Source organism: Citrobacter sp. wls710, assembly GCF_005281115.1.
GTDB lineage: Bacteria > Pseudomonadota > Gammaproteobacteria > Enterobacterales > Enterobacteriaceae > Citrobacter > Citrobacter werkmanii.
This window is the reverse complement of record NZ_SZXD01000003.1, coordinates 25368-46257: the sequence shown is the minus strand read 5'-3', so window position 1 is coordinate 46257 and position 20890 is coordinate 25368. Positions and strand designations below refer to the sequence as shown.

General features: G+C 52.0%; 19 protein-coding genes. 2 read left to right on the top strand and 17 right to left on the bottom strand.

The window, feature by feature from the left end; genetic code table 11:
- Positions 1-173: 173 nt before the first annotated feature.
- The 9 genes from flhE to tar all read right to left on the bottom strand — a co-directional run bounded on the left by flhE (position 174) and on the right by tar (position 10256).
- Positions 174-566, bottom strand: a complete 393-nt coding sequence (gene flhE, locus FDX14_RS01265) for a flagellar protein FlhE (protein WP_061381096.1) — start codon at positions 564-566, stop codon at positions 174-176.
- Complete coding sequence (gene flhA / locus FDX14_RS01260; RefSeq protein WP_137348890.1) at positions 566-2644, bottom strand: flagellar biosynthesis protein FlhA; 2079 nt, start codon at positions 2642-2644, stop codon at positions 566-568. Before flhA ends, flhE begins: the two co-directional genes overlap by 1 nt.
- Positions 2637-3788, bottom strand: a complete 1152-nt coding sequence (gene flhB, locus FDX14_RS01255; RefSeq protein WP_137348889.1) for a flagellar biosynthesis protein FlhB — start codon at positions 3786-3788, stop codon at positions 2637-2639. Before flhB ends, flhA begins: the two co-directional genes overlap by 8 nt.
- A 157-nt stretch (positions 3789-3945) precedes the next feature.
- Positions 3946-4590 carry a protein phosphatase CheZ gene (cheZ, locus tag FDX14_RS01250; protein ID WP_042307997.1) on the bottom strand — a complete coding sequence of 215 codons (645 nt, stop codon included), beginning with the start codon at positions 4588-4590 and terminating at the stop codon, positions 3946-3948.
- Positions 4591-4603: 13 nt separating this feature from the next.
- Positions 4604-4993, bottom strand: a complete 390-nt coding sequence (cheY, locus tag FDX14_RS01245; RefSeq protein ID WP_042307777.1) for a chemotaxis response regulator CheY — start codon at positions 4991-4993, stop codon at positions 4604-4606.
- Positions 4994-5011: 18 nt separating this feature from the next.
- Complete coding sequence (locus FDX14_RS01240) at positions 5012-6061, bottom strand: protein-glutamate methylesterase/protein-glutamine glutaminase (protein ID WP_038641470.1); 1050 nt, start codon at positions 6059-6061, stop codon at positions 5012-5014.
- Positions 6058-6930 carry a protein-glutamate O-methyltransferase CheR gene (gene cheR, locus FDX14_RS01235; protein WP_038641472.1) on the bottom strand — a complete coding sequence of 291 codons (873 nt, stop codon included), beginning with the start codon at positions 6928-6930 and terminating at the stop codon, positions 6058-6060. The genes FDX14_RS01240 and cheR overlap by 4 nt, the downstream gene beginning before the upstream one ends.
- A gap of 19 nt (positions 6931-6949) precedes the next feature.
- Positions 6950-8551 (bottom strand): methyl-accepting chemotaxis protein IV, encoded by a 1602-nt coding sequence (gene tap / locus FDX14_RS01230; RefSeq protein ID WP_042307774.1) that lies wholly within the window; start codon positions 8549-8551, stop codon positions 6950-6952.
- 43 nt (positions 8552-8594) lie between these two features.
- Positions 8595-10256 carry a methyl-accepting chemotaxis protein II gene (tar, locus tag FDX14_RS01225; protein ID WP_137348888.1) on the bottom strand — a complete coding sequence of 554 codons (1662 nt, stop codon included), beginning with the start codon at positions 10254-10256 and terminating at the stop codon, positions 8595-8597.
- A gap of 406 nt (positions 10257-10662) precedes the next feature.
- Between tar and FDX14_RS01220 the strand changes: the two genes are divergently transcribed.
- Complete coding sequence (locus FDX14_RS01220; protein ID WP_042307769.1) at positions 10663-11922, top strand: dicarboxylate/amino acid:cation symporter; 1260 nt, start codon at positions 10663-10665, stop codon at positions 11920-11922.
- Between the two features lie 79 nt (positions 11923-12001).
- Here the strand turns inward: FDX14_RS01220 and cheW are convergent, their stop codons facing one another.
- From cheW to flhD, 6 genes are all read right to left on the bottom strand, one after another.
- Complete coding sequence (gene cheW, locus FDX14_RS01215; protein ID WP_042307767.1) at positions 12002-12505, bottom strand: chemotaxis protein CheW; 504 nt, start codon at positions 12503-12505, stop codon at positions 12002-12004.
- A gap of 21 nt (positions 12506-12526) precedes the next feature.
- The gene (gene cheA, locus FDX14_RS01210; RefSeq protein WP_137348887.1) at positions 12527-14575 is read right to left on the bottom strand and encodes a chemotaxis protein CheA; all 2049 of its coding nucleotides are present in this window, start codon (positions 14573-14575) and stop codon (positions 12527-12529) included.
- Positions 14576-14579: 4 nt separating this feature from the next.
- Positions 14580-15509, bottom strand: coding sequence for a flagellar motor protein MotB (gene motB, locus FDX14_RS01205; RefSeq protein WP_061381093.1), 930 nt, complete (start codon positions 15507-15509; stop codon positions 14580-14582).
- Complete coding sequence (motA, locus tag FDX14_RS01200) at positions 15506-16393, bottom strand: flagellar motor stator protein MotA (protein ID WP_137348886.1); 888 nt, start codon at positions 16391-16393, stop codon at positions 15506-15508. The genes motB and motA overlap by 4 nt, the downstream gene beginning before the upstream one ends.
- Positions 16394-16517: 124 nt before the next feature.
- Positions 16518-17096 (bottom strand): flagellar transcriptional regulator FlhC, encoded by a 579-nt coding sequence (flhC, locus tag FDX14_RS01195; protein ID WP_042307995.1) that lies wholly within the window; start codon positions 17094-17096, stop codon positions 16518-16520.
- 2 nt (positions 17097-17098) lie between these two features.
- Entirely contained in the window at positions 17099-17440 is a 342-nt protein-coding gene (gene flhD / locus FDX14_RS01190) for a flagellar transcriptional regulator FlhD (protein WP_003034622.1), read from the bottom strand.
- Positions 17441-18233: 793 nt separating this feature from the next.
- Between flhD and uspC the strand changes: the two genes are divergently transcribed.
- The gene (gene uspC, locus FDX14_RS01180) at positions 18234-18662 is read left to right on the top strand and encodes a universal stress protein UspC (protein ID WP_042307761.1); all 429 of its coding nucleotides are present in this window, start codon (positions 18234-18236) and stop codon (positions 18660-18662) included.
- A gap of 16 nt (positions 18663-18678) precedes the next feature.
- On the opposite strand, the gene otsA is transcribed toward uspC, so the two are convergent.
- Positions 18679-20100 carry an alpha,alpha-trehalose-phosphate synthase gene (otsA, locus tag FDX14_RS01175; RefSeq protein WP_079223701.1) on the bottom strand — a complete coding sequence of 474 codons (1422 nt, stop codon included), beginning with the start codon at positions 20098-20100 and terminating at the stop codon, positions 18679-18681.
- On the bottom strand, positions 20075-20878 hold the full coding sequence (otsB, locus tag FDX14_RS01170; protein WP_137348885.1) for a trehalose-phosphatase: 804 nt from the start codon (positions 20876-20878) through the stop codon (positions 20075-20077). The genes otsA and otsB overlap by 26 nt, the downstream gene beginning before the upstream one ends.
- Between the last annotated feature and the right edge of the window lie 12 nt (positions 20879-20890).

Genomic DNA, 20890 nt, shown 5'->3' with positions numbered 1-20890 from the left:
CAAGTGAAACCTTTCTGTTTCTGCCAGGGATGTTCGCGAAATGGCAACAGCACAAAGAGTCCGGCAACGTATGTCACCAATTTTATAAAACAGCGTTTCTTTTTAATCAAAGCGGAGGGCTAAAATTGCGAAGCAGCCAGCAGTTTCTGCTGCTGGCCTAATGAAGAGAGGCGTTAACGATAGTTCACAATCACCTGATTGCTCTGTACTTGTAAGGCGGGGATCAGGCGACCGCCGCCAGGAACTTCCCAGACAAAATGCATAGGTTCAATGGCAGGAACATTATTGAACCCGTTGGTGGTGCCACTTTGCCCGTCCAGCTCGACACAACGAGACTGAGAGCATAAACGCACACGTAACCCTGCAGGAGTTGGGCCATTAAGCTCATAGCGCCACGCCACTAAGGTCATCAAACCCGAGACTGGTTGGCTCGGAACCAGAGGTGCAGACGAAGCTGACTGACCACGGTGGTTTAAGGTGATCCCCATCCCGCTTGCCTGCCATGCCCCTTCTCCGGCTGCCTGTACCGCCAGAGGAAACAACAACAGCCACAGTAAGTTACGCATTATTTACCTCCAATAGTCGCCGTCATGCGGATATGGCGGTTATCAGAAAGCTCCATGTTCGATAACACCACCAACTGCGGAATGCTGCGACGTAAAAAGCGTGCCAGTAACGGACGTAACGCGTGATTAACCAGCAATACCGGCGGCGCGCCCAACATTTCCTGGCGGGAGAGCGCTTCCTGGGTTTGGGCCAGCAGCCGGTCCGCCAGACCAGGCTCCAGACCGCCGCCGCCCTGTAATGCTTGCAGCAGCAGACGTTCAAGCGGGGTATCCAAGCCAATAACCTGAACCTCTTCATTACCCGGGAACCATTGCTGGGTGATGGCGCGCCCCAGCGCAACACGGACTACCGCAGTAAGCTCATGCGGATCGTTTTGCAGCGGCGCATGTTCAGCCAGCGTTTCGAGAATGGTGCGCATATCGCGAATCGGTACTTTTTCGTCCAGTAGGTTCTGCAGCACTTTGTGCAGTGTGGTCAGCGTCACAACCCCAGGGACCATATCTTCAGTTAGTTTTGGCATCTCCTGTGAGACGCGGTCCAGGAGCTGTTGCGCTTCCTGGCGCCCGAACAGCTCCGCGGCAAACTGACCAATCAGGTGATTCAGATGCGTAGCGACAACGGTACTGGCTTCAACCACCGTAAAGCCCTGAATCTGCGCCTGTTCCTTCAATGCGCTCTCAATCCAGATAGCGTCCAGACCGAAAGCCGGATCGACCGTTTTCTCACCCGGCAACGAACCTGCCGCCGTCCCTGGATTAATGGCCAGCCAACGTCCGGGATAAGCGTCCCCGCTGCCGATTTCCACCCCTTTCATCAGAATGCGATAGCGGGCGGGTTGCAGATCCATATTGTCGCGGATGTGGACCACCGGTGGCAGGAAGCCCATATCCTGGGCAAATTTCTTACGAATACTGCGAATGCGCCCCAGTAGCTCACCATCCTGCTGAAAATCCACCATTGGGATCAGGCGGTAACCCACCTCCATTCCCAGTGAATCCTCCAGTTGAACATCGTTCCAGGTGGCTTCCACCACAGAGTTATTTTCCGGCATTTTCACCGGCTGAGGCTCAGCAGGCGCTTTAAGTTCGCGACCACGCATCCACCAGGCCAGGCCGAGTAATGCAGCGGTAAACATCAAAAATACCAGGTTTGGCATACCAGGTACCAGGCCCAGCAAACCCAGCACCGCTGCACTAAGCAGCATAACGCTTGGATTACTGAACAGTTGGGTCACCATCTGTTCGCCTACATCCTGGTCGGTACTCACGCGGGTCACAATAACACCCGCCGCTGTTGAGATGACCAGCGCGGGGATCTGCGCGACCAGGCCGTCACCGATAGTCAGCAGGGTATAACTTTCCGCTGCGCTTCCCATACTCATGCCATGCTGTAACACCCCGACCAACAGGCCGCCGACGACGTTGATCACCATGATCAAAATACCGGCGATGGCATCTCCGCGTACGAATTTACTCGCACCGTCCATCGAACCGTAGAAGTCCGCTTCCTGCGTCACTTCCGAACGTCGTTTTTTGGCTTCATCTTCACCAATCAGTCCGGCATTCAAGTCGGCATCAATCGCCATCTGCTTGCCGGGCATACCATCCAGCACGAAGCGCGCGCCAACTTCAGCAATACGACCAGCGCCTTTGGTGATAACCATAAAGTTAATGATGACGAGAATAACGAAGACCACGATACCGATGGCAAAGTTACCGCCCACCAGGAAGTGACCAAAGGCTTCAACCACCTTCCCCGCCGCCGCCGCACCGGTATGTCCTTCCATCAAAATGATACGCGTCGACGCGACGTTCAGCGCCAGGCGCAATAATGTGGTGAACAGCAAAATCGTCGGGAATGCAGCAAACTCAAGCGTGCGCTGTGTAAACATCGCGACCAGCAGCACCATGATCGACAGCGCAATGTTAAACGTGAACAGCAGATCGAGGATGAAAGCCGGCAGCGGCAGTACCATCATCGACAGGATCAGCAGAATGAGGATCGGCCCGGCAAGAATTTGCCATTGTGTGGATTTCATGTTGCCGGGCAGGCGCAGCATCGCGACCAGATTAGCCATCAGTATTCTTCTCGTTCATAAAATCCAGTGCGTCAGGCACCGGAAGGTTTTCAGGTTGTGGTGGCGGCTTGCCGCCTGCCAGACGCCAGCGTTTTAACTGCCATACCCATGCCAGCACTTCGGCAACGGCGGCATATAATTGACCCGGTATTTGCTGACCAATCTCCGCATGGCGATATAATGCACGCGCCAGCGGTGGTGCTTCTAACGTTGGAACACGATGCTCGGCGCCAATCTCACGAATACGCAGCGCCACCAGCCCCGCGCCTTTGGCAACAACTTTCGGCGCACTCATTTTGTTCTCGTCATACTGCAACGCCACCGAGTAGTGCGTTGGGTTGGTCACAATGATGTCCGCTTTCGGTACATCCGCCATCATGCGACGCTGTGCCGCCGCGCGCTGCATTTGGCGTATTTTGCCCTTAACGTGCGGGTCGCCTTCGCTTTGCTTAAATTCGTCACGGATATCCTGACGCGACATGCGCAACTTTTTCACATGGCTATAAATCTGGAAAAAAACGTCGAATCCGACCATGGGAATGACGCCCAGCACCACCAACAGCGCGCACATACCGACTAAATCCAGGGCGTTGCCCATCGCCGTAATCGGAGATTCCGCCATCAGCCGCATCATCGCTGGCCAGTTATGCCAAAGATAAAATCCGGCCACGCTTCCCACCAACGTGGACTTCAGTATCGCTTTGAGTAGTTCGGCACCGGTTTGCGCGGAAAACATGCGTTTAATGCCCGGCAGCGGATTCAGCTTAGAGAACTTGGGTTGCAGAGATTTACCACTGAAGATCAAGCCACCAAGCATCACAGGTGAGATCAATGCCACCAGAACGACGCCAGTAATCAACGGCAACAGCGCAATCATCGCGTCTTTAATCAGCAGGATGATTTGGCTGAGGATCAGATTTGGGTCATTGACCATACTGTGGTCAAACCGTAGCCCAGCCGACAGCATGCCAGCCAGTCTGCGGGCCAGCGACTCCCCGCCAATCCAGATAATGCACACTCCCACCAGCAAAATAAGCAGTGAAGTCAGCTCTTTGGATCGGGGGATCTGCCCTTCCTCCCGTGCTTTTTCAAGTCGGTGGGGTGTGGGAGCTTCTGTTTTGTCGTCGTCGCTTTCTTCTGCCACGCATCAGACCCTGGATAGACATATAGGCGAGAATGATGCCAGAACAGCAATCCGGCAATGGGCAGAGTAAGCGGTAAAAAAGACGGGATTTATGGCTTTAAGCAGAATTGCGCGTAAGCCGGATGAGAGGTCACGCCCCACATCCGGCAAATACTCATCAGAAACCGAGGCTGTCCAGCAGGTCGTCAACCTGATCCTGACTTGCCACCACGCCAGCTTTTGAGGTGTCAACCTGCGGGCCGTTCAGCAAGCTTTCGTTTTCGCGTTTTGGACGAGTACCCTGCTCCGGAATGTTTTCCAGCAGAACCATCAGCAACTGACGTTCAATCTCCTGAATAACATCCATCATGCGCTTGATGACCTGACCAGTGAGGTCCTGGAAATCCTGCGCCATCATGATGTCCAGCAGCTGGGCATTAGTAAAGCTGGTATGTCCAGGCACGTCACCAAGGAACTGACGGGTGTCGGTAACCAGTTCACGGGCATCAGACAGCTCGATCGGATTTTCGAACCATTCATCCCAGCGTTTGGTCAGGTCTTTGGCACCTTTTTCCATCGCGTCCTGGTGCGGCTGCGAAGCTTCCACGCTGTTCAGCGCGCGCTCTGCCGCCTGCGCGGTCATTTGCACAACGTAATCGAGACGATCGCGGGCATCAGGAATCGCTTCCGCCGCTTCGGCAATAGCCTGATCCAGCCCCAGTTCGCGCAGGCTGTCGCGCAGCATTCGGGTCAAACTGCCGATGCGCGCGATGATGTCCCCTGCTGAGTGTTCGTCAGCAGGTTTAATTTGTGGTTGCATCATCATTATCACACCCTCACATGCCCAGTTTCTCAAAGATCTTATTGAGTTTTTCTTCCAGCGTCGCCGCCGTAAACGGTTTCACGACATAACCACTGGCACCTGCCTGTGCTGCCGCAATGATGTTTTCTTTTTTCGCTTCTGCCGTAACCATCAGCACCGGCAGGGAGGACATTCCGCCATCTGCGCGAATGGTTTTCAGCAGTTCCAGGCCGTCCATGTTCGGCATGTTCCAGTCGGAAATGACAAAACCAAATCCCCCAGCCTGCAGCTTATTCAGCGCATCCACGCCGTCTTCCGCTTCTTCAACATTGTTGAACCCCAGCTCTTTAAGCAGGTTACGCACGATGCGACGCATGGTGGAAAAGTCATCCACAACCAAAAACTTAAGCTCTTTATCCGCCATAAAAAATAGACTCCTGATTCAAATACGTATTGCCTGTCCGGCACTGATTTTCGCCAACATTTGCTGGCTTACCTGGCTAAGATCGACCACTTCGCTTACGCCACCCATATTGATGGCCTCGCGCGGCATGCCGAACACCACACAACTTGCTTCATTTTGCGCAATGGTCCAGGCGCCAGCCTGGTTCATCGCTAACATTCCGGCGGCGCCATCGTTGCCCATACCGGTCAGGATCACTCCCACGGCATTGCGCCCCGCATGTTTTGCCACCGAATGGAACAGCACATCCACTGAAGGCCGGTGTCGGTTAACCGGCGGGCCGTCATGAATTTTGATTTGGTAGTTCGCGCCGCTGCGCGCCAGTTCCATATGTTTGTCACCGGGCGCAATATACGCATGCCCCGGAAGCACACGCTCCCCGTCTTCTGCTTCTTTCACCGTGATCTGACACAGTTTGTTCAGACGTTCGGCGAACGAGCGGGTAAATCCTGGCGGCATATGCTGGGTGATAAGAATACCCGGACTTGAAAGCGGCAATGGCTGGAGTACATGGCGAATTGCTTCTGTTCCTCCGGTTGAGGCGCCAATCACCAGCAATTTTTCCGAACTGAGTAACGGCCCTGCCTTCAAGGTCGTCGGTGCAGCCATGGGCTTATGGGCCGCCAGTTTTGCCCGCGACGCGGTGCGGATCTTCTCCGCGATCATTTCGCTGTAGGCCAGCATCCCTTCACGGATCCCCAGTTGTGGTTTGGTGACAAAATCAATTGCCCCCAACTCCAACGCCCGCAGCGTGACCTCTGAACCTTTACCGGTCAGCGAAGAAACCATCACTACCGGCATCGGACGCAGACGCATCAACTTCTCAAGAAAGTCGAGGCCGTCCATGCGCGGCATTTCCACATCCAGCGTCAGGACGTCGGGATTGTATTTTTTGATTAAATCCCGGGCGACCAATGGATCCGGTGCCGTCGCCACCATTTCCATATCGCTGTGGCTATTAATAATTTCGGTCATGATTTGACGCATCAATGCAGAATCATCAACCGACAACACCCTGATTTTACTCATGCTTTATCCTTACCTGGCGCATGTGCATACACGGTCTGTCCACGCAGGCTAAACTCGCGCACGAGGTTGCTAAAGTTTTCTGAATGACCTGCAAATAGCAGCCCATCGGGTTTAAGAAGTGGAACAAAACGGTGCAAAATATCCTGTTGCGTCGTTTTATCGAAGTAGATCATTACGTTACGGCAAAATATGGCATCGAAGGGCCCTGGCACGTTGTACTGCTTATCCAGTAAATTCACGCTGGAAAATTCAACATGCCCCGCCAGCTCCTGCCGGACGCGTACCAGCCCTTCATGCGGTCCGGTGCCGCGCATGAAATAACGCTGCAACTGCTGGGGTGACAGCGTCTTCAGCTCATCAAGACGGTAAATGCCGCTTCTGGCCTTTTCCAGCACTTCGGTATCAATGTCGCTGGCAAAAACACGCCAGCGCCCCGGCGCCATACCTAAGGTATCGGCGAGCGTAATGGCAATGCTGTACGGCTCTTCTCCGGTTGACGCTGCCGCACTCCAGACACGATATTCACCGCTACGCCGACGAGCATGATCTGACAGCACCGGAAAATGGTGCCCTTCGCGAAAAAACGCGGTCAGGTTGGTGGTCAGAGAGTTAATAAAAGCCTGCCACTCAGCACTGTTCTGGTTAGCTTCCAGCATGCTGAGATAGCGACCAAAGTCATCCAGTCCCAGGGTTCGCAGACGGCGGACCAGGCGGTTATACACCATGTCCCGTTTATGGTCGGCCAGTACGATCCCCGCACGCTGGTAGATTAATTGACATATCCGACGAAAATGCGCGTCAGACAGCGCGAGGCGCTGTGTCATCTGTAACAATAATGACGTTTGCCCGGAGGGCAGAGATGATGTCATAGCGCCTTCTCAATCACATTCAGGATACAACGGGCACAACCTGCGGCTGCGCCAACTCTTGTTTTGCTACGTTTTGCTCTTCAAGCTTAAAAAATGCGACACAGGCAGAAAGATGATCGGCCTGCGTGGCGAGTTGTCCGGTGGCGGATGCGGCTTCTTCAACCAGCCCGGCGTTTTGCTGCGTCACGGAGTCCATCTGGCTGACGGCCTGCGCCACCTGTTCAATGCCTCTGCGTTGTTCATCGGACGCCGAGGCAATCTCCCCCATGATGTCGTTCACCCGGGTAACGGAGCTGACAATTTCTGTCATCGTGCGCGCCGCCATATCCACCAGTTGCGATCCCTGCTGAACCCGGGTGACAGACTCCTCAATCAGTCCCTTAATTTCCTTTGCTGCCTGTGCGCTCCGGCTGGCCAGATTGCGCACTTCTCCAGCAACAACGGCAAAACCGCGCCCCTGTTCCCCCGCTCGGGCAGCCTCTACTGCGGCATTCAGCGCCAGGATATTGGTCTGAAAGGCAATGCTGTCAATCACCCCGATAATGTCGCCAATTTTCTGCGAGCTGGCGGAAATCTCATGCATCGTACTGGCGACCCGCGAGGTCTGCTCCCCACCTTTATGCGCTGTATCTGCCGCACTTTTAGCAATTCCTGAAGCCTGGCGCGCGTTATCCGCATTCTGCCCAACGGTGGCAGTGAGTTGTTCCATACTGGCGGCCGTTTGCGCCAGTGCAGCCGCCTGCTGTTCAGTTCGTGAAGACAAATCGTTATTGCCCATCGCGATCTCTGAAATGCCACTGTGCATGGCTGAGCTACCCTGGCGAACTTCACTCACCGTTTCACGCAGCGCCTGCTGCATCTTCTTCAGGCTGGCAAAAATGGCCGAGATCTCATTGCGACCATAAACCGCTACCGGCCGTGCCAGGTTACCCGCGGCAATACTGTCAAAATGGCTGCCGATAATCGCCAGCGGCTGGACAATCATCTTGCGCGACCAGTACAACGCCGCACTGGTTAACAGCACCGCCAGTACCACCATGACAGCGAAAATCACCCCCGACATATGATAATTTCGCTGGCTGAGATCCCCTGCTGTTTGCAACACGCGGTCGATGTTGCTCTGCCACGCATTAACATTCGCATCAAAAGCAGCCTGCGAAGCCTGCACCGGCGCGGTCAGAAAATCCGACAATTGGTTGTTCTCAAGCCAGGTTGCCTGATGAACCAGATCGCTATGCCATTGGCTAAAGCTTTTCTCCGTCGCGCCAATCAGCGCCTTCCCTTGTTCTGTGGTATCCGACGTCGCCATAAAGCGTTTAAACATTGACTCGGACTGCGCCAGGCTATCGCGCGCAAGCGTCATCAAGGCTTTGATATCCTCTGGCGGATAGCTCAGGGCTGTCAGCGTTCCTGCCTTATTCAGGGCCGTACTGGCCTGTAATAACACAGCACGGGTTTGGGCCAGCGCAGCGCGTTGCTGGTTACTCCGTTCGACCTGATTCAGGTTTTGAAAACCGTCCCGAAATGCCCAGAAGGACAAGCCATTACTGCCAATCTGCAAAACACCGCAGAGGATTAAAATCAAAAACAGCGTGGTCGAAATTCGAATACGATTAAACATCAACGCTCCCATCAGGCGGCGCAGGCCGCGGTTTAACTACCAGTCAAAATGTTTCCCAATTCGTATCTTGTTCAATATTCTGGCGCGGAGATGATGCAGTCGCAGTCGCCGCCGCAGGTAACCGTGTATCACGGGGTTTAGCCGACGCCGGGCGTGACGCGAGACGGAAAATCGACACCGACTGGGTTAGGCGACTGGCCTGTTCTTCGAGCGCTGCCGCTGCGGCAGCCGATTCCTGAACCAGCGAGGCGTTCTGTTGCGTCACACGATCCATTTCAGATACTGCGAGCGCAACCTGATCTATCCCGCGGCTCTGCTCGTCTGAAGCGGAGGCGATTTCCCCCATAATGTCGGTCACCCGCGTCACCGCGTTGACAATGTCATTCATGGTTTCGCCTGCGCTTTCTACCAGAACTGAACCGGTATCCACTCGGGAAACAGAGTCTTCAATCAATGCTTTGATCTCTTTCGCCGCCTGCGCACTACGGCTCGCCAGATTACGCACTTCGCCTGCGACTACGGCAAAACCACGCCCCTGCTCACCGGCACGCGCCGCTTCAACCGCTGCGTTCAGTGCGAGAATATTGGTCTGAAAGGCAATGCCATCGATGACGCTGATGATGTCGGCAATTTTCTTCGAACTATCGGCAATTTCATGCATGGTGTTCACCACGCTATCAACCACTTTGCCGCCATGCTGTGCGGTATCGGAGGCGCTTTTCGCCAATTGAGAAGCCTGACGCGCGTTATCCGCATTTTGCTTCACGGTTGCGGTCAGTTGTTCCATGCTGGCTGCGGTCTCTTCCAGCGCAGACGCCTGTTGCTCAGTACGGGAGGAAAGATCGGTGTTACCACTTGCAATTTCGCTGGTACCGGAATAAATCGCATCAGAGCCTTCACGTACCAGGGTGACAGTTTCCGTCAGCGAACGTTGCATATGGTCAACCGTACTGGCCAGCTCACCAATCTCGTTACGTCCATGGACCGTCAGCGTCGCGGTTAAATTACCGCTGGCGATCTCACGGATATGAGCAATAACGCGCGCCAGAGGGTTGAGCAAGGTATGACGGATGCCGTACCACACCACCACCAGAATCAGCACCAGCACCACGGCCAGAATGCCGAGCTGCCATTGAGCGAAGTGGTAATCACGCGCGCTTTGATCGAATGCCTGCACGTAAAGCTTCTCGCTAACGCTGGCATACTTACCCAACGCCTCGCCGAGCGCGTTTTGCATTCCCTGAGTAGGTTGCGCGAAATAGGCGTCCATATTGCCGTTTTCCAGAAACTGGACCAGTTCTGATAAGGCCGCATGGTACTGCTGATACTTCTCATCGACACTGCCGCTGGCTTCTGCCATCTCCGGCAACGGCGTGATGTTTTTAAATTTTGCGTAATGCGTTTCTGCCTGCGCCAGCGATGCTTTCGCATTCTTCAGCAGATCGTTTTTCGCGCTGCTTTGCTGATTGGACGCATCCATCATCATACGCGCGGAAGAACGGCTTAAATTAATTCGTGTCTGCAGCATCAGATCCCATGTCGAGGTGAGTTCGCTTTGCTGCTGTCGAAGATCGTTAGAAATAACAAAACTTTGCTGATTCTGCTGCAATGAAGAAAACAACAGACCACCGGAAACAAGCTGTAGCAGTGCGAAAACCCCCAGCACCATCATCAGCATTGTGACAACGCGGATACGGTTAAACATAAGGCACCTTCCTGAAAACGAGTTATCAACGTTATCGGCACTCGCTGAGATAACTTTACGTTTGCGAAAGGGAAATACAGGAAGGAAATAAAGTCAGGCAGAACCACTGAACAGCAGTTGAACAGCCACCACAAGCCATTCACATAAAAACATCATAATTATCATGTAAATAACATTTATTTCTGCCTGTTCTTGTGGCCAGATGAGAACAATCATGCATTTTATCGTGACAGAGATCACATATTGACCTTGTAAATACCACAACAAAATGAATAAAAAATTAAAAAAAGTTGTATCCGCTTACGCTTTAATTCAATTTATATGATGAATATTTAGTTACCACTTAATAAGTATAAAAAATGAGTAACCGAACAATAAATGTTAAATCCTTACTGAGGGCTTTTTAGTGGCAAATGCAAACAAACTCACGTTGTTTATTGTGATCTTCATGCTGGCGGGGATCCTGTCGGGTGCAGTCATCCACTCTTATGCCTCCCCCGGCATTGTTACCGCCTGGGCTGATAATATTACGCTTCTCACTGACATCTTTTTACGCCTGATTAAGATGGTGATTGCGCCTTTAGTCTTCAGCACCCTGACCGTGGGTATTATGCGCCTGGGCGAAACCTCAACCATCGGGCGCGTGGGCGGCAAAGCGATGATCTGGTTTATCAGCTCTTCTATTCTGTCTATTCTGGTCGGTCTGTTTGTGGTCTCGCTCGAACAACCTGGCAGCGGCCTGAATCTGGCGATTCCGCTGGAAGCCACTGATACCGGCCTGGCTGTGGGCGGTATGAGCCTGAAAGGTTTTCTGACTCACACCATCCCCACCAGCATCGCCGAGGCGATGGCCAATAATGAGATCCTGCAAATCGTCGTGTTCTCGATGTTCTTCGGTATTGGTGGAGCATCGCTCGGCGAAAAATTTAACGCCCCGCTGGTTGCCGCGCTGGATGTCGTCTCCCACATTATGTTGAAGGTAACCGGTTACGTGATGTATGTTGCGCCGCTGGCTATTTTTGCCGCCATTTCCTCCGTTATCTCTACCCAGGGCCTGGGGATCCTGCTCAACTATGCGTCGTTCATTGGTGGTTATTATGTGGCCATTTTGCTGACCTGTCTGGTCCTGCTGGCCGTGGGTTATGTGATGCTGAAAAAAGAGGTGTTCCGCCTGGTCAGCATGCTGAAAGACCCGGTTCTGGTCGCCTTTACCACCAGCAGTTCCGAAGCCGCTTATCCGAAAACGCTGGAGCAATTAACCAAATTTGGTTGCTCGCCCAATATCGTGTCATTTGTACTGCCTATCGGTTATTCGTTTAACCTGGTGGGTTCTATGGTCTACTGCTCATTTGCTTCTATGTTTATCGCACAGGCCTACAATATCCATCTCTCCTTTGCAGAAATCACCGTCCTGATGTTGACCCTGATGCTGGCGTCCAAAGGGATTGCCGGTGTGCCGCGTTCTGCGCTGGTGGTGCTGGCGGCAACCATCCCAAGCTTTAATATTCCGGTTGCAGGAATTTTGCTACTGATGGGTATCGACCATTTCCTCGATATGGGTCGTTCAGCGATTAACGTATTGGGTAACGGGATTGCAACGGCGATGCTGGCACAGGATGAAGGTTTACTGGAAGAAGAACCGGAGCTGGTTGAGCGGAAAGCGTAAGAAGGAAAGTTGCCGGATGCGCTACGCTTATCCGGCCTACAACAGCAATTATTGTAGGCCGGATAATATGTTTACTTGTTTATGCCATATGAGCGGCGGCAATATCTAACAACGCCATCTCTTCACTGTTCAGCAGTTTCTCAATGTTGACCAGAATCAGCATCCGGTCTCCCAGCGCGCCCAGTCCCGTCAGATATTCCGTTGACAGCGTAACCGCGAATTCCGGTGCCGGTCGGATTTGATCGGTTGTCAGCGACAGCACGTCAGATACGCCATCCACCACAATCCCAACCACTCGTTGTCCCAGATTCAGCACAATCACCACGGTGTTTTCGTTGTAATCCACATCGCTCTGGCTAAACTTCACGCGCAGATCAACAATCGGCACAATCACACCGCGCAGATTCGTGACGCCTTTGATGAACGCTGGCGTGTTAGCAATGCGGGTTACCTGATCGTAACCACGGATTTCCTGCACTTTCAGGATATCGATACCGTACTCTTCATCCCCCAGCGTAAACACGAGGAATTCCTGACCTGACGGTTCGCCGGCCAGTTTAGTTACATTACTCATACCGGTCATATTATTCCCTTTCTTACTCAATCAGGCGGCTGTGATCGCCACACGTTGTTCGCGGTTTAAACCCTGCAATGCAGACACATCAACAATCAACGCGACGCTACCGTCGCCGAGAATTGTTGCAGCAGAAATACCTGGCACTTTGCGGTAGTTACTTTCCAGGTTTTTGACCACCACCTGGTGTTGGCCAATTAACTGATCGACAAGCAGCGCATAGCGACGACCTGCGCTTTGTAAAATCACCACGATGCCCTGCGTTGCTTCGGTTTTTGCGCCTTCAACTTCGAAGACTTTCCACAACTCAACCAGCGGCAAATATTCGCCACGCACTTCCAGAACGCGTTCTCCTCCGGCCAGCGGATGGAGATCTTCTTCGCGCGGTTGCAGTGACTCCATAACGGCATTCAGCGGCAGAATAAAGACTTCGTCCGCCACGCGTACGGACATCCCGTCAAGGATCGCCAGCGTCAGCGGCAGCAAAATTCGGATGGTCGTTCCCTGTCCTTGCTTCGACTGGATCTCAACATGGCCGCCCATCTCCTGAATATTTCGTTTCACCACATCCATACCCACACCGCGACCAGAGACATCCGTCACCTGTTCGGCGGTCGAAAAGCCTGGCGCGAAGATCAGCATACCCACTTCGTCATCGCTCATGTTTTCGTGGATCGGCATCCCCTGGGAAATCGCTTTGGCGAGGATGCGTTCGCGGTTCAGACCAGCGCCATCATCGGTAACTTCAATACAGATATTCCCGCCCTGGTGTTCGGCGGAAAGCGTCAGGTTACCGACTGGGCTTTTCCCCGCTTCCATGCGTTTTTCCGGCAGTTCAATGCCGTGGTCAAGACTGTTACGCACCAGGTGCGTCAACGGATCGATGATGCGTTCAATCAGGCTCTTGTCGAGTTCGGTTGAGCTACCGACCTGCGTCAGTTCGACCTGTTTACCCAGCTTACCGGCCAGATCGCGCACCAGGCGTGGGAAACGACTGAACACGTACTCCATCGGCATCATACGAATCGACATCACCGACTCTTGCAAATCGCGGGCGTTACGTTGTAACTGACCCATACTGGTGATCAGATCGCCGTGATTAACAGGATCCAGTTCATTAGAACGCTGGGCCAGCATTGACTGGGTGATAACCAGCTCACCGACCAGGTTAATGAGCTGATCAACCTTCTCAACCGCTACGCGGATACTGGTCGATTCACTGGCGCGGGCTGGTTTGTCACGCTCTGCGCGGGCGTGTGGCGCTTCACTGGCGGCGGCTTTAGCCGCAGGCGCAACGGCAACCGGCTGCGGCGTCGCAACCACGGCTACCGCTTCAGTTTCCGCTTTCGCATCAACCGCCACGGGCGCTGCGCTGACGGTTTCGAATTCAATCTGATCCGCTTCAATTACGAAGCAGAGCACCGCAATGATGTCATCTTCCGCGAGGTTGCCATCCAGCGTTGCTGACAACGTGTCGCTCCCTTTCACCACGTCGGTTAAGGTCGCCAGATTCCCCAGTTCCTCTTCCAGCAGGTCGACTTCACTGGATTTCAGTCGCGAGAGAATAATGCGTTTCTTGATCTCTTCGCTGGCCGCAGCGGGATTGGCAACGGCTTCTTCCTGTATCGCCGCGCTGTCAACAACGCTCAGCTTTGCGGTATTGACAAGCGCGGGTGAGGTTTCACCTTTTGCTTCAAGCGCTAACTGTCGTAACGCATTACAAATGTACTCAAAGCTGGCGGCATCCGGCTCTTCTGAGTTTTTATAGGCGTCGAGCTGTTCCTGCATAATATCTTTCGTTTCCAAAAACAGGTTGATAATGTCGGCATTAAGCTGCATCTCGCCACGCCGCGCTTCATCCAGCAGGTTTTCCATCAGATGGGTCGTTTCCTGCAAAATGGTAAAACCGAAGGTGCCCGCGCCGCCTTTTATCGAGTGCGCGGCACGAAAAATGGCATTCAGCTGTTCGGAATCCGGGGCTTCAGGAACCAAATCGAGCAGGTGTTGCTCCATGTCGGCCAACAGTTCGTCGGCTTCATCAAAAAAAGTCTGATAAAAATCGCTAATATCCATGCTCACGCTATCACCTCGGATTGGCTGGTGGCGATGTGGGAACGCTTGCCGGCGGAAGTTCCGCTGGCTGTTGTAAGACACTTACCGGCTCATTCTGGCTTTCAGCGTTTTCATGCAAAATGGCCTCTTCTGCCTGCTTATTGAGAACCAGCAGGCTAATACGGCGGTTGATGGCGTCCTCAGGACCGCGATCGCTCAGACGCATCGTGGCGGCCATGCCTACCACCCGTAATACTTTTCCATCATCCAGACCGCCGCTAACCAGCTCGCGACGCGACGCATTAGCGCGATCGGCAGACAGTTCCCAGTTGCTGTACCCTTTCTCACCGTTGGCGTAAGGGTAATCATCCGTATGTCCGGAAAGACTAATTCGGTTAGGGATGCCGTTGAGCACCGGCGCAATAGCCCGCAGGATATCGCGCATATACGGTTCAACTTCAGCGCTGCCGGTCTTAAACATTGGTCGGTTCTGACTGTCGATAATCTGGATCCGCAGCCCTTCCTGAACTAAATCAATTTTCAAATGCGGACGCAGCGCACGCAGTTTGGGGTCCGATTCAATCAGTTGATCGAGATCGCCGCGAAGTTTGCTTAAACGGCTTTGCTCCATGCGTTTTCTCAAATCATCAATATTCGGCTGCTTGTGCACCTCTCCCTGCTGCTGGGTGTAATCATCACCTCCACCTGGAATGGGACTTTCGCTATTCGAAATGCGATTACCACCAGTCACCGCGGTAGCCAGTGGGGTACGGAAATATTCGGCAATCTGGATCAATTCTTTAGGGCTGGAGATGGAAATGAGCCACATCACCAGAAAGAAGGCCATCATCGCGGTCATAAAATCGGCGTAGGCGATTTTCCACGAACCATGCGCCCCACCACCGTGACCTTTATGTTTGCGTCGCTTTACGACGATAATGGGATGGGCCTGATTTTTCATGCGTCCTCGGTCGTCTGCTGCGCCGCTGGATTTCTCACCGCACGAACATGCTCTTCCAGTTCGATAAACGAAGGACGTTCGCTGGAATACAATGTTTTACGACCAAATTCGACGGCAATCGGCGGGGCGTAACCATTCAGGTTGGAGAGCAGCGTGATCTTCACACACTGCATCATCTTGGTTGTTTCAGCACTTTTCTGACGCAGGACGCTGGCAAGTGGAGAAATAAAACCATAGGCCAGTAAAATACCGAGGAATGTCCCCACCATCGCATGCGCAATCAGCGAACCCAGCTCAGCTGCCGGACGATCGGCAGAAGCCAGCGCGTGGACAACGCCCATAACCGCCGCCACGATCCCGAAGGCCGGTAGCGAGTCGCCAACCATCGCCAGACTATTAGCCGGCACTTCGGCTTCGCTCTCATAAGTCTCAATTTCTTCGTCCATCAGCGCTTCAATTTCAAACGTATTCATGTTGCCGCTGATGATCAGACGCAGATAATCGACAATAAAATCAAGCATCACGGCATCCGCAAGAATGCGTGGATAGCTGGCGAAGATTTCACTCTCTTTAGGGTTTTCGATATCACGTTCGAGAGAGAACATGCCCTGCTGACGTGACTTAGCCATCAGGCGATAGAGCAGCGCCAGCAGATCCATATACATCGCTTTGGTGTATTTCGAACGGCGAAAAAGCATCGGGATCGCTTTCATCGTCCCTTTGATGGCTTTTCCGTTATTGCCGACGATGAACGCCCCAATACCCGCGCCACCGATAATCACCAGCTCAGCCGGTTGATAGAGTGCCCCAAGGTGTCCGCCGGTCATCATGTAGCCGCCGAAAACTGTACCAATAACAACCAGGTAACCTAATAAGATAAGCACGACATCATCCTTTCGCAATTGACTATGACAGGATGCGCAGTCGGGTAGTTAACTTGAGGTCAGGACAAAAAAAAGCAGCGGTAATCGCTTACCGCTGCTGGAGTGTTTATCCACACCGTATCAGTTAAACAGCCTGTTCGATCTGTTCATCCAGCAGTTGTGGAATAATATCGGCAGCATTCTGAGAAAGTTTACGTCTTTTTACGGCCCGTGATGGCGGCTGGCATAAACTGCAGGCAAAGCTGCCTGCGGGTTGATGTGCGTGAGTGATAAAGTTCCCGCCGCAGCAGTTGCATGTGGACAATTCCAGCAATCCGCTGTCTACAAAACGAACCAGCGTCCATGCGCGAGTTAACGCCAGCAGGGGGCCTTCTTCCGGCTGCGGACACTGCTCAAGATATAAACGATACGCTTTAATTACGGCATCCACACCGCTACACAACCCTGTTTTGAGCAAAAATTGCCAGGCATTGCAAAACATCGAAGCATGGATATTTTGTTCCCACGTCATAAACCAATCGGTGGAGAAAGGAAGCATCCCTTTTGGCGGAGGACTGCCGCGTAATTCTTTGTACAGCTTGATAAGTCGACCACGGCTTAATTGCGTTTCGCTTTCCAGCATTTGCAAACGGGCGCCCAATGTGATTAATTCCATTGCCAACTGGATATCACGCGCTTCCTGAACAATGCTTTTTTCGCTCATCATCAAGCCCTTTTCTTGCGCGCTGCATCATCGATGTCGCTTAACAGTCGCGTAGAAAGCATGATGCCGGTATGAATTTGCTGGAGATCGTCAACGCGGGAGTCTTGCGTCAGGCGAGTAACAGTCTGGTGATCGTCGAAACGGAAATGACACACCAGTTGGTTTGTTTCAGCCAGTTTGACCATTTGAGGAAGTGTTAATGTTGCCAACGTGTCCGCCATCTCTTCGCTGATACCAAGGCGAAACATCGCAGATGCTTTGTCCTGAACGATCAAACGCTGTGCAAGCAATAAATATGACAAATTGATGTCATAAATGTGTTTCAGCAACTCGGATGTATGCATTATTTGCATCCATAATAACCAACATTATTTTCATGCGGTAAAACCGCACCCCGTGATGTCGCCGGGAAGCCCCGGTAAAAAAAAGCAAAAGGTCAAATACATAGCAGCGTGATGACACATACACGTTGTGTAAACCAGCCCTTTTGAAGAATGCGCACTTCTTACAAGCTCACATCAATTCTTACAATTGTCTAAGATTTTTCCTAATTCGACGCAACTCTACCCGCCGCCAGTTACACATACAACGGAACCGTGCTGCGAATTTAAAGAATATGTGACACAGATCACATAAATCAATTAAACACTTAACATAAATCCATCAGCGTAGCTTTTACTTTGCTTATTTTTTAAACCAAGTTTCATCTTTTCAATTCCTGGCTAACGAATATTCTTGCAATAAAAGCGAATAGTATTTTGTTCACGAACGTTAATATCACACCATGAAATAGCGAGCTGGATCACATATTTCATGCAAAACACCTTTTCAATTAAATTGTTTATAAACAATAACTTAAATATTAAGGGCGATTAACTAATACCGCGTGGTGATAACTCGCCAAATGTTAATATTTGTTTGTTTTTTATTAACACATTGTTTTCATTAGCGACGAGTTTTACTTAAGTTCGCTGAACGTATTTGCAAACGATGTGAAGCAATTATTCTATTTATAAGAATAATTAATGAATAATCATGATGGCATTCACACTATGTGAAGAGGAAACGTTGCAGTATGGAGTAAGCTGAGTAAAGCAGAAAAGTTCTCTCATAATTCTTGAAAAAAAGGAGCGAGTTATGAGCTATGCGCACATTCTGGTGGCGGTTGCCGCCACCCCTGAAAGCCAGCAGTTGTTAGCCAAGGCAGTTTCTATCGCTCGCCCTGTCAACGCTCGTATTAGCCTGATCACATTGGTCTCAGACCCTGAAATGTATAACCAGTTTGCCGCCCCCATGCTGGAAGATCTGCGTGAACTAATGCAAGAGGAGACCCAAGATTTTATCGATAAACTCAGCAAAGAAGCGCAGTACCCCATCGAACATACTTTTATTACCTATGGGGCACTGAATGAACATATTCTCGACGTTTGCCGTAAACACGCAGTCGATCTGGTCATTTACGGCAACCATAACCAGAGCTTCTTTTCGCGCGCTTCGTGCTCAGCAAAAAGTGTGGTCGGTGCCAGCCTGGTGGATGTTCTGCTGGTTCCTCTGGCTGGAGATTAATACCGCCTTCAGGTCTTCACGCCAGTTTCGAACAGGGAGTCACATTGTCTGACAACTGGCGTTTGCTCTGGCGCGACGTAACTTTTCTTAGATCGCATATAAATCTCGCCTGCCAGTTGTCGATATCGTTTTTAACAATAGTCTCGAGCATTTCAGCATGACGAGACACACGTTCAGCAAGCGACATTGTCAGCGCCTGGTTTAGAGCGCCAGCCACTTCATCCCGATCATAAGGATTCACGATAAGCGCAGAAGTTAGCTCATTTGCTGCCCCGGCAAATTGCGATAACACCAGAACGCCAGGGTTGGCAGGATCCTGTGCAGCCACATACTCTTTCGCCACCAGGTTCATACCATCGCGCAACGGCGTTACCAACCCTACGTCCGAATAGCGGAATATTTTCATCAGCAATTTGCGGTCAAAATACTGGTTCAGATAGTAAAGCGGCGTCCAGCCCAACTGCCCATATTTACCGTTAATCCGCCCAGCCTCTGTCTCCAGTTGGTGGCGAATGTCCTGGTAGGCCTGCACCTCTCCGCGCGAGGTTGGCGCTATCTGCGTATAGCGAATTTTGCCATGGTGCTGCGGGTAATGCTCCAGCAATGCCTCATAGGCCTGGAAGCGCTCTGGCAAGCCCTTGGAGTAATCCAAACGCTCAACAGAGAATATATTCTTCACATTTTTAAGCTCATCCTTTAACTGCGCCATTTTCGGCGGCAAAGGACCAGAAGCCTGGCGTGCGATTTCCTCCGGCTCAATGCCGATGGGATACACTTCTGTGCGAAACGCTTTATCCCATGCTTTGTGGTGCTTATCGCTCCGGGTACTGACCTGAGTCTGGACTGCCAGACAATCCAGAAAAGCCTGGCGATCGTTTTCGGTCTGGAAACCCAGTAAATCAAAATCACACATCTGCTCAAGCAGGGCCTGATGTGGAGGTAGCGCGTTAAAAATTTCCGGCGTCGGGAAAGGGATATGCAGGAAAAAACCGATGCGATTATTCACTCCGCGTTTACGCAACTCATAGGCAAACGGTAACAGGTGGTAATCATGAACCCAAATAATGTCATCTTCGCTCAGTAGCGGCAGTAGCTTATCTACCAGCAAAGCATTAACCCGCTGATACCCTTCCCAGGCCGGGCGCTGAAACTGAACTAAATCCAACCGGTAGTGGAATGCAGGCCATAAAACGGCATTCGAAAACTGGCAGTAATACTCTTCGTAATCCTGCTCGCTCAAATTAAACGAGGCCCAGGTAATATTGCCACGAGTGACTTTTTTTAACGGTTTATCTTCATTACCGGTATCACCACTCCAGCCAAACCACAGTCCACCAGCAGTTTTTAATGCGCCCAACACACCGACCGCGAGCCCACCTGCGCTCCCTTTGTCATCTGGCGAGGCGATACGATTAGATACTACGACTAAACGACCCATAGTCACCTCTTCTGTTGTTTGTTGTATTCGATTGTTGCTGCGAAGAGTTAATTTGCTCCAGCCAACGCCAGACATCCCTGACGCCATCCAGACGCCATGTCGCCTGCGTCGCCCCGCTCCCCACCTTCACTGAAATACCGCCTGCGCGGTTAACTACCTCGAAACCTGTTTCATCCGTTAGATCATCACCGAAAAATACGGGGATCCGTCCGGCAAAAGGCGCTTCCTGCATAAATGCAGCAATCGCGTCGCCTTTATTCGTGCCTTTAGGTTTTATTTCAACGACACATTTTCCATGCTGCAATGCAAGCTGCGGCCATGTATGCGTGATGCATTCAGCCAGCGTTATCAGCGCCGCTTCATGCTCTGGCGCCTGACGATAGTGCAGCGCGAAAGCCATACCTTTTGCTTCCAGCGTCGTGCCAGGCAGCTTCGACAGCGCCGTCTGTAACAACGCGCCGGCTTCACGTTCAATACCTGCGGCCAGGCGTACTATATGGGTTTGACCATTGATGTCACGGCGTTCTGCACCATGCACTCCGGCGAGCGGAAAACGAAAGGGAGTGGTGAGACCGTCAAGCTCAGCCATCGAGCGCCCTGAAATCAATGCCAGCGCACCCGCGTTACGCGTCGCCAACTGATGTAATAATTGCAGGATTGTCTTAGGGACAACGACCTGGTCAGGATAGGGCTTGATCTCAGCCAGAGTCCCATCGAGATCAAAAAAATAAGCACAGTTTGCAGATTGTTCAGGGGGTAATGTCAGTGATGCTGTCACCCGGTTATCCTC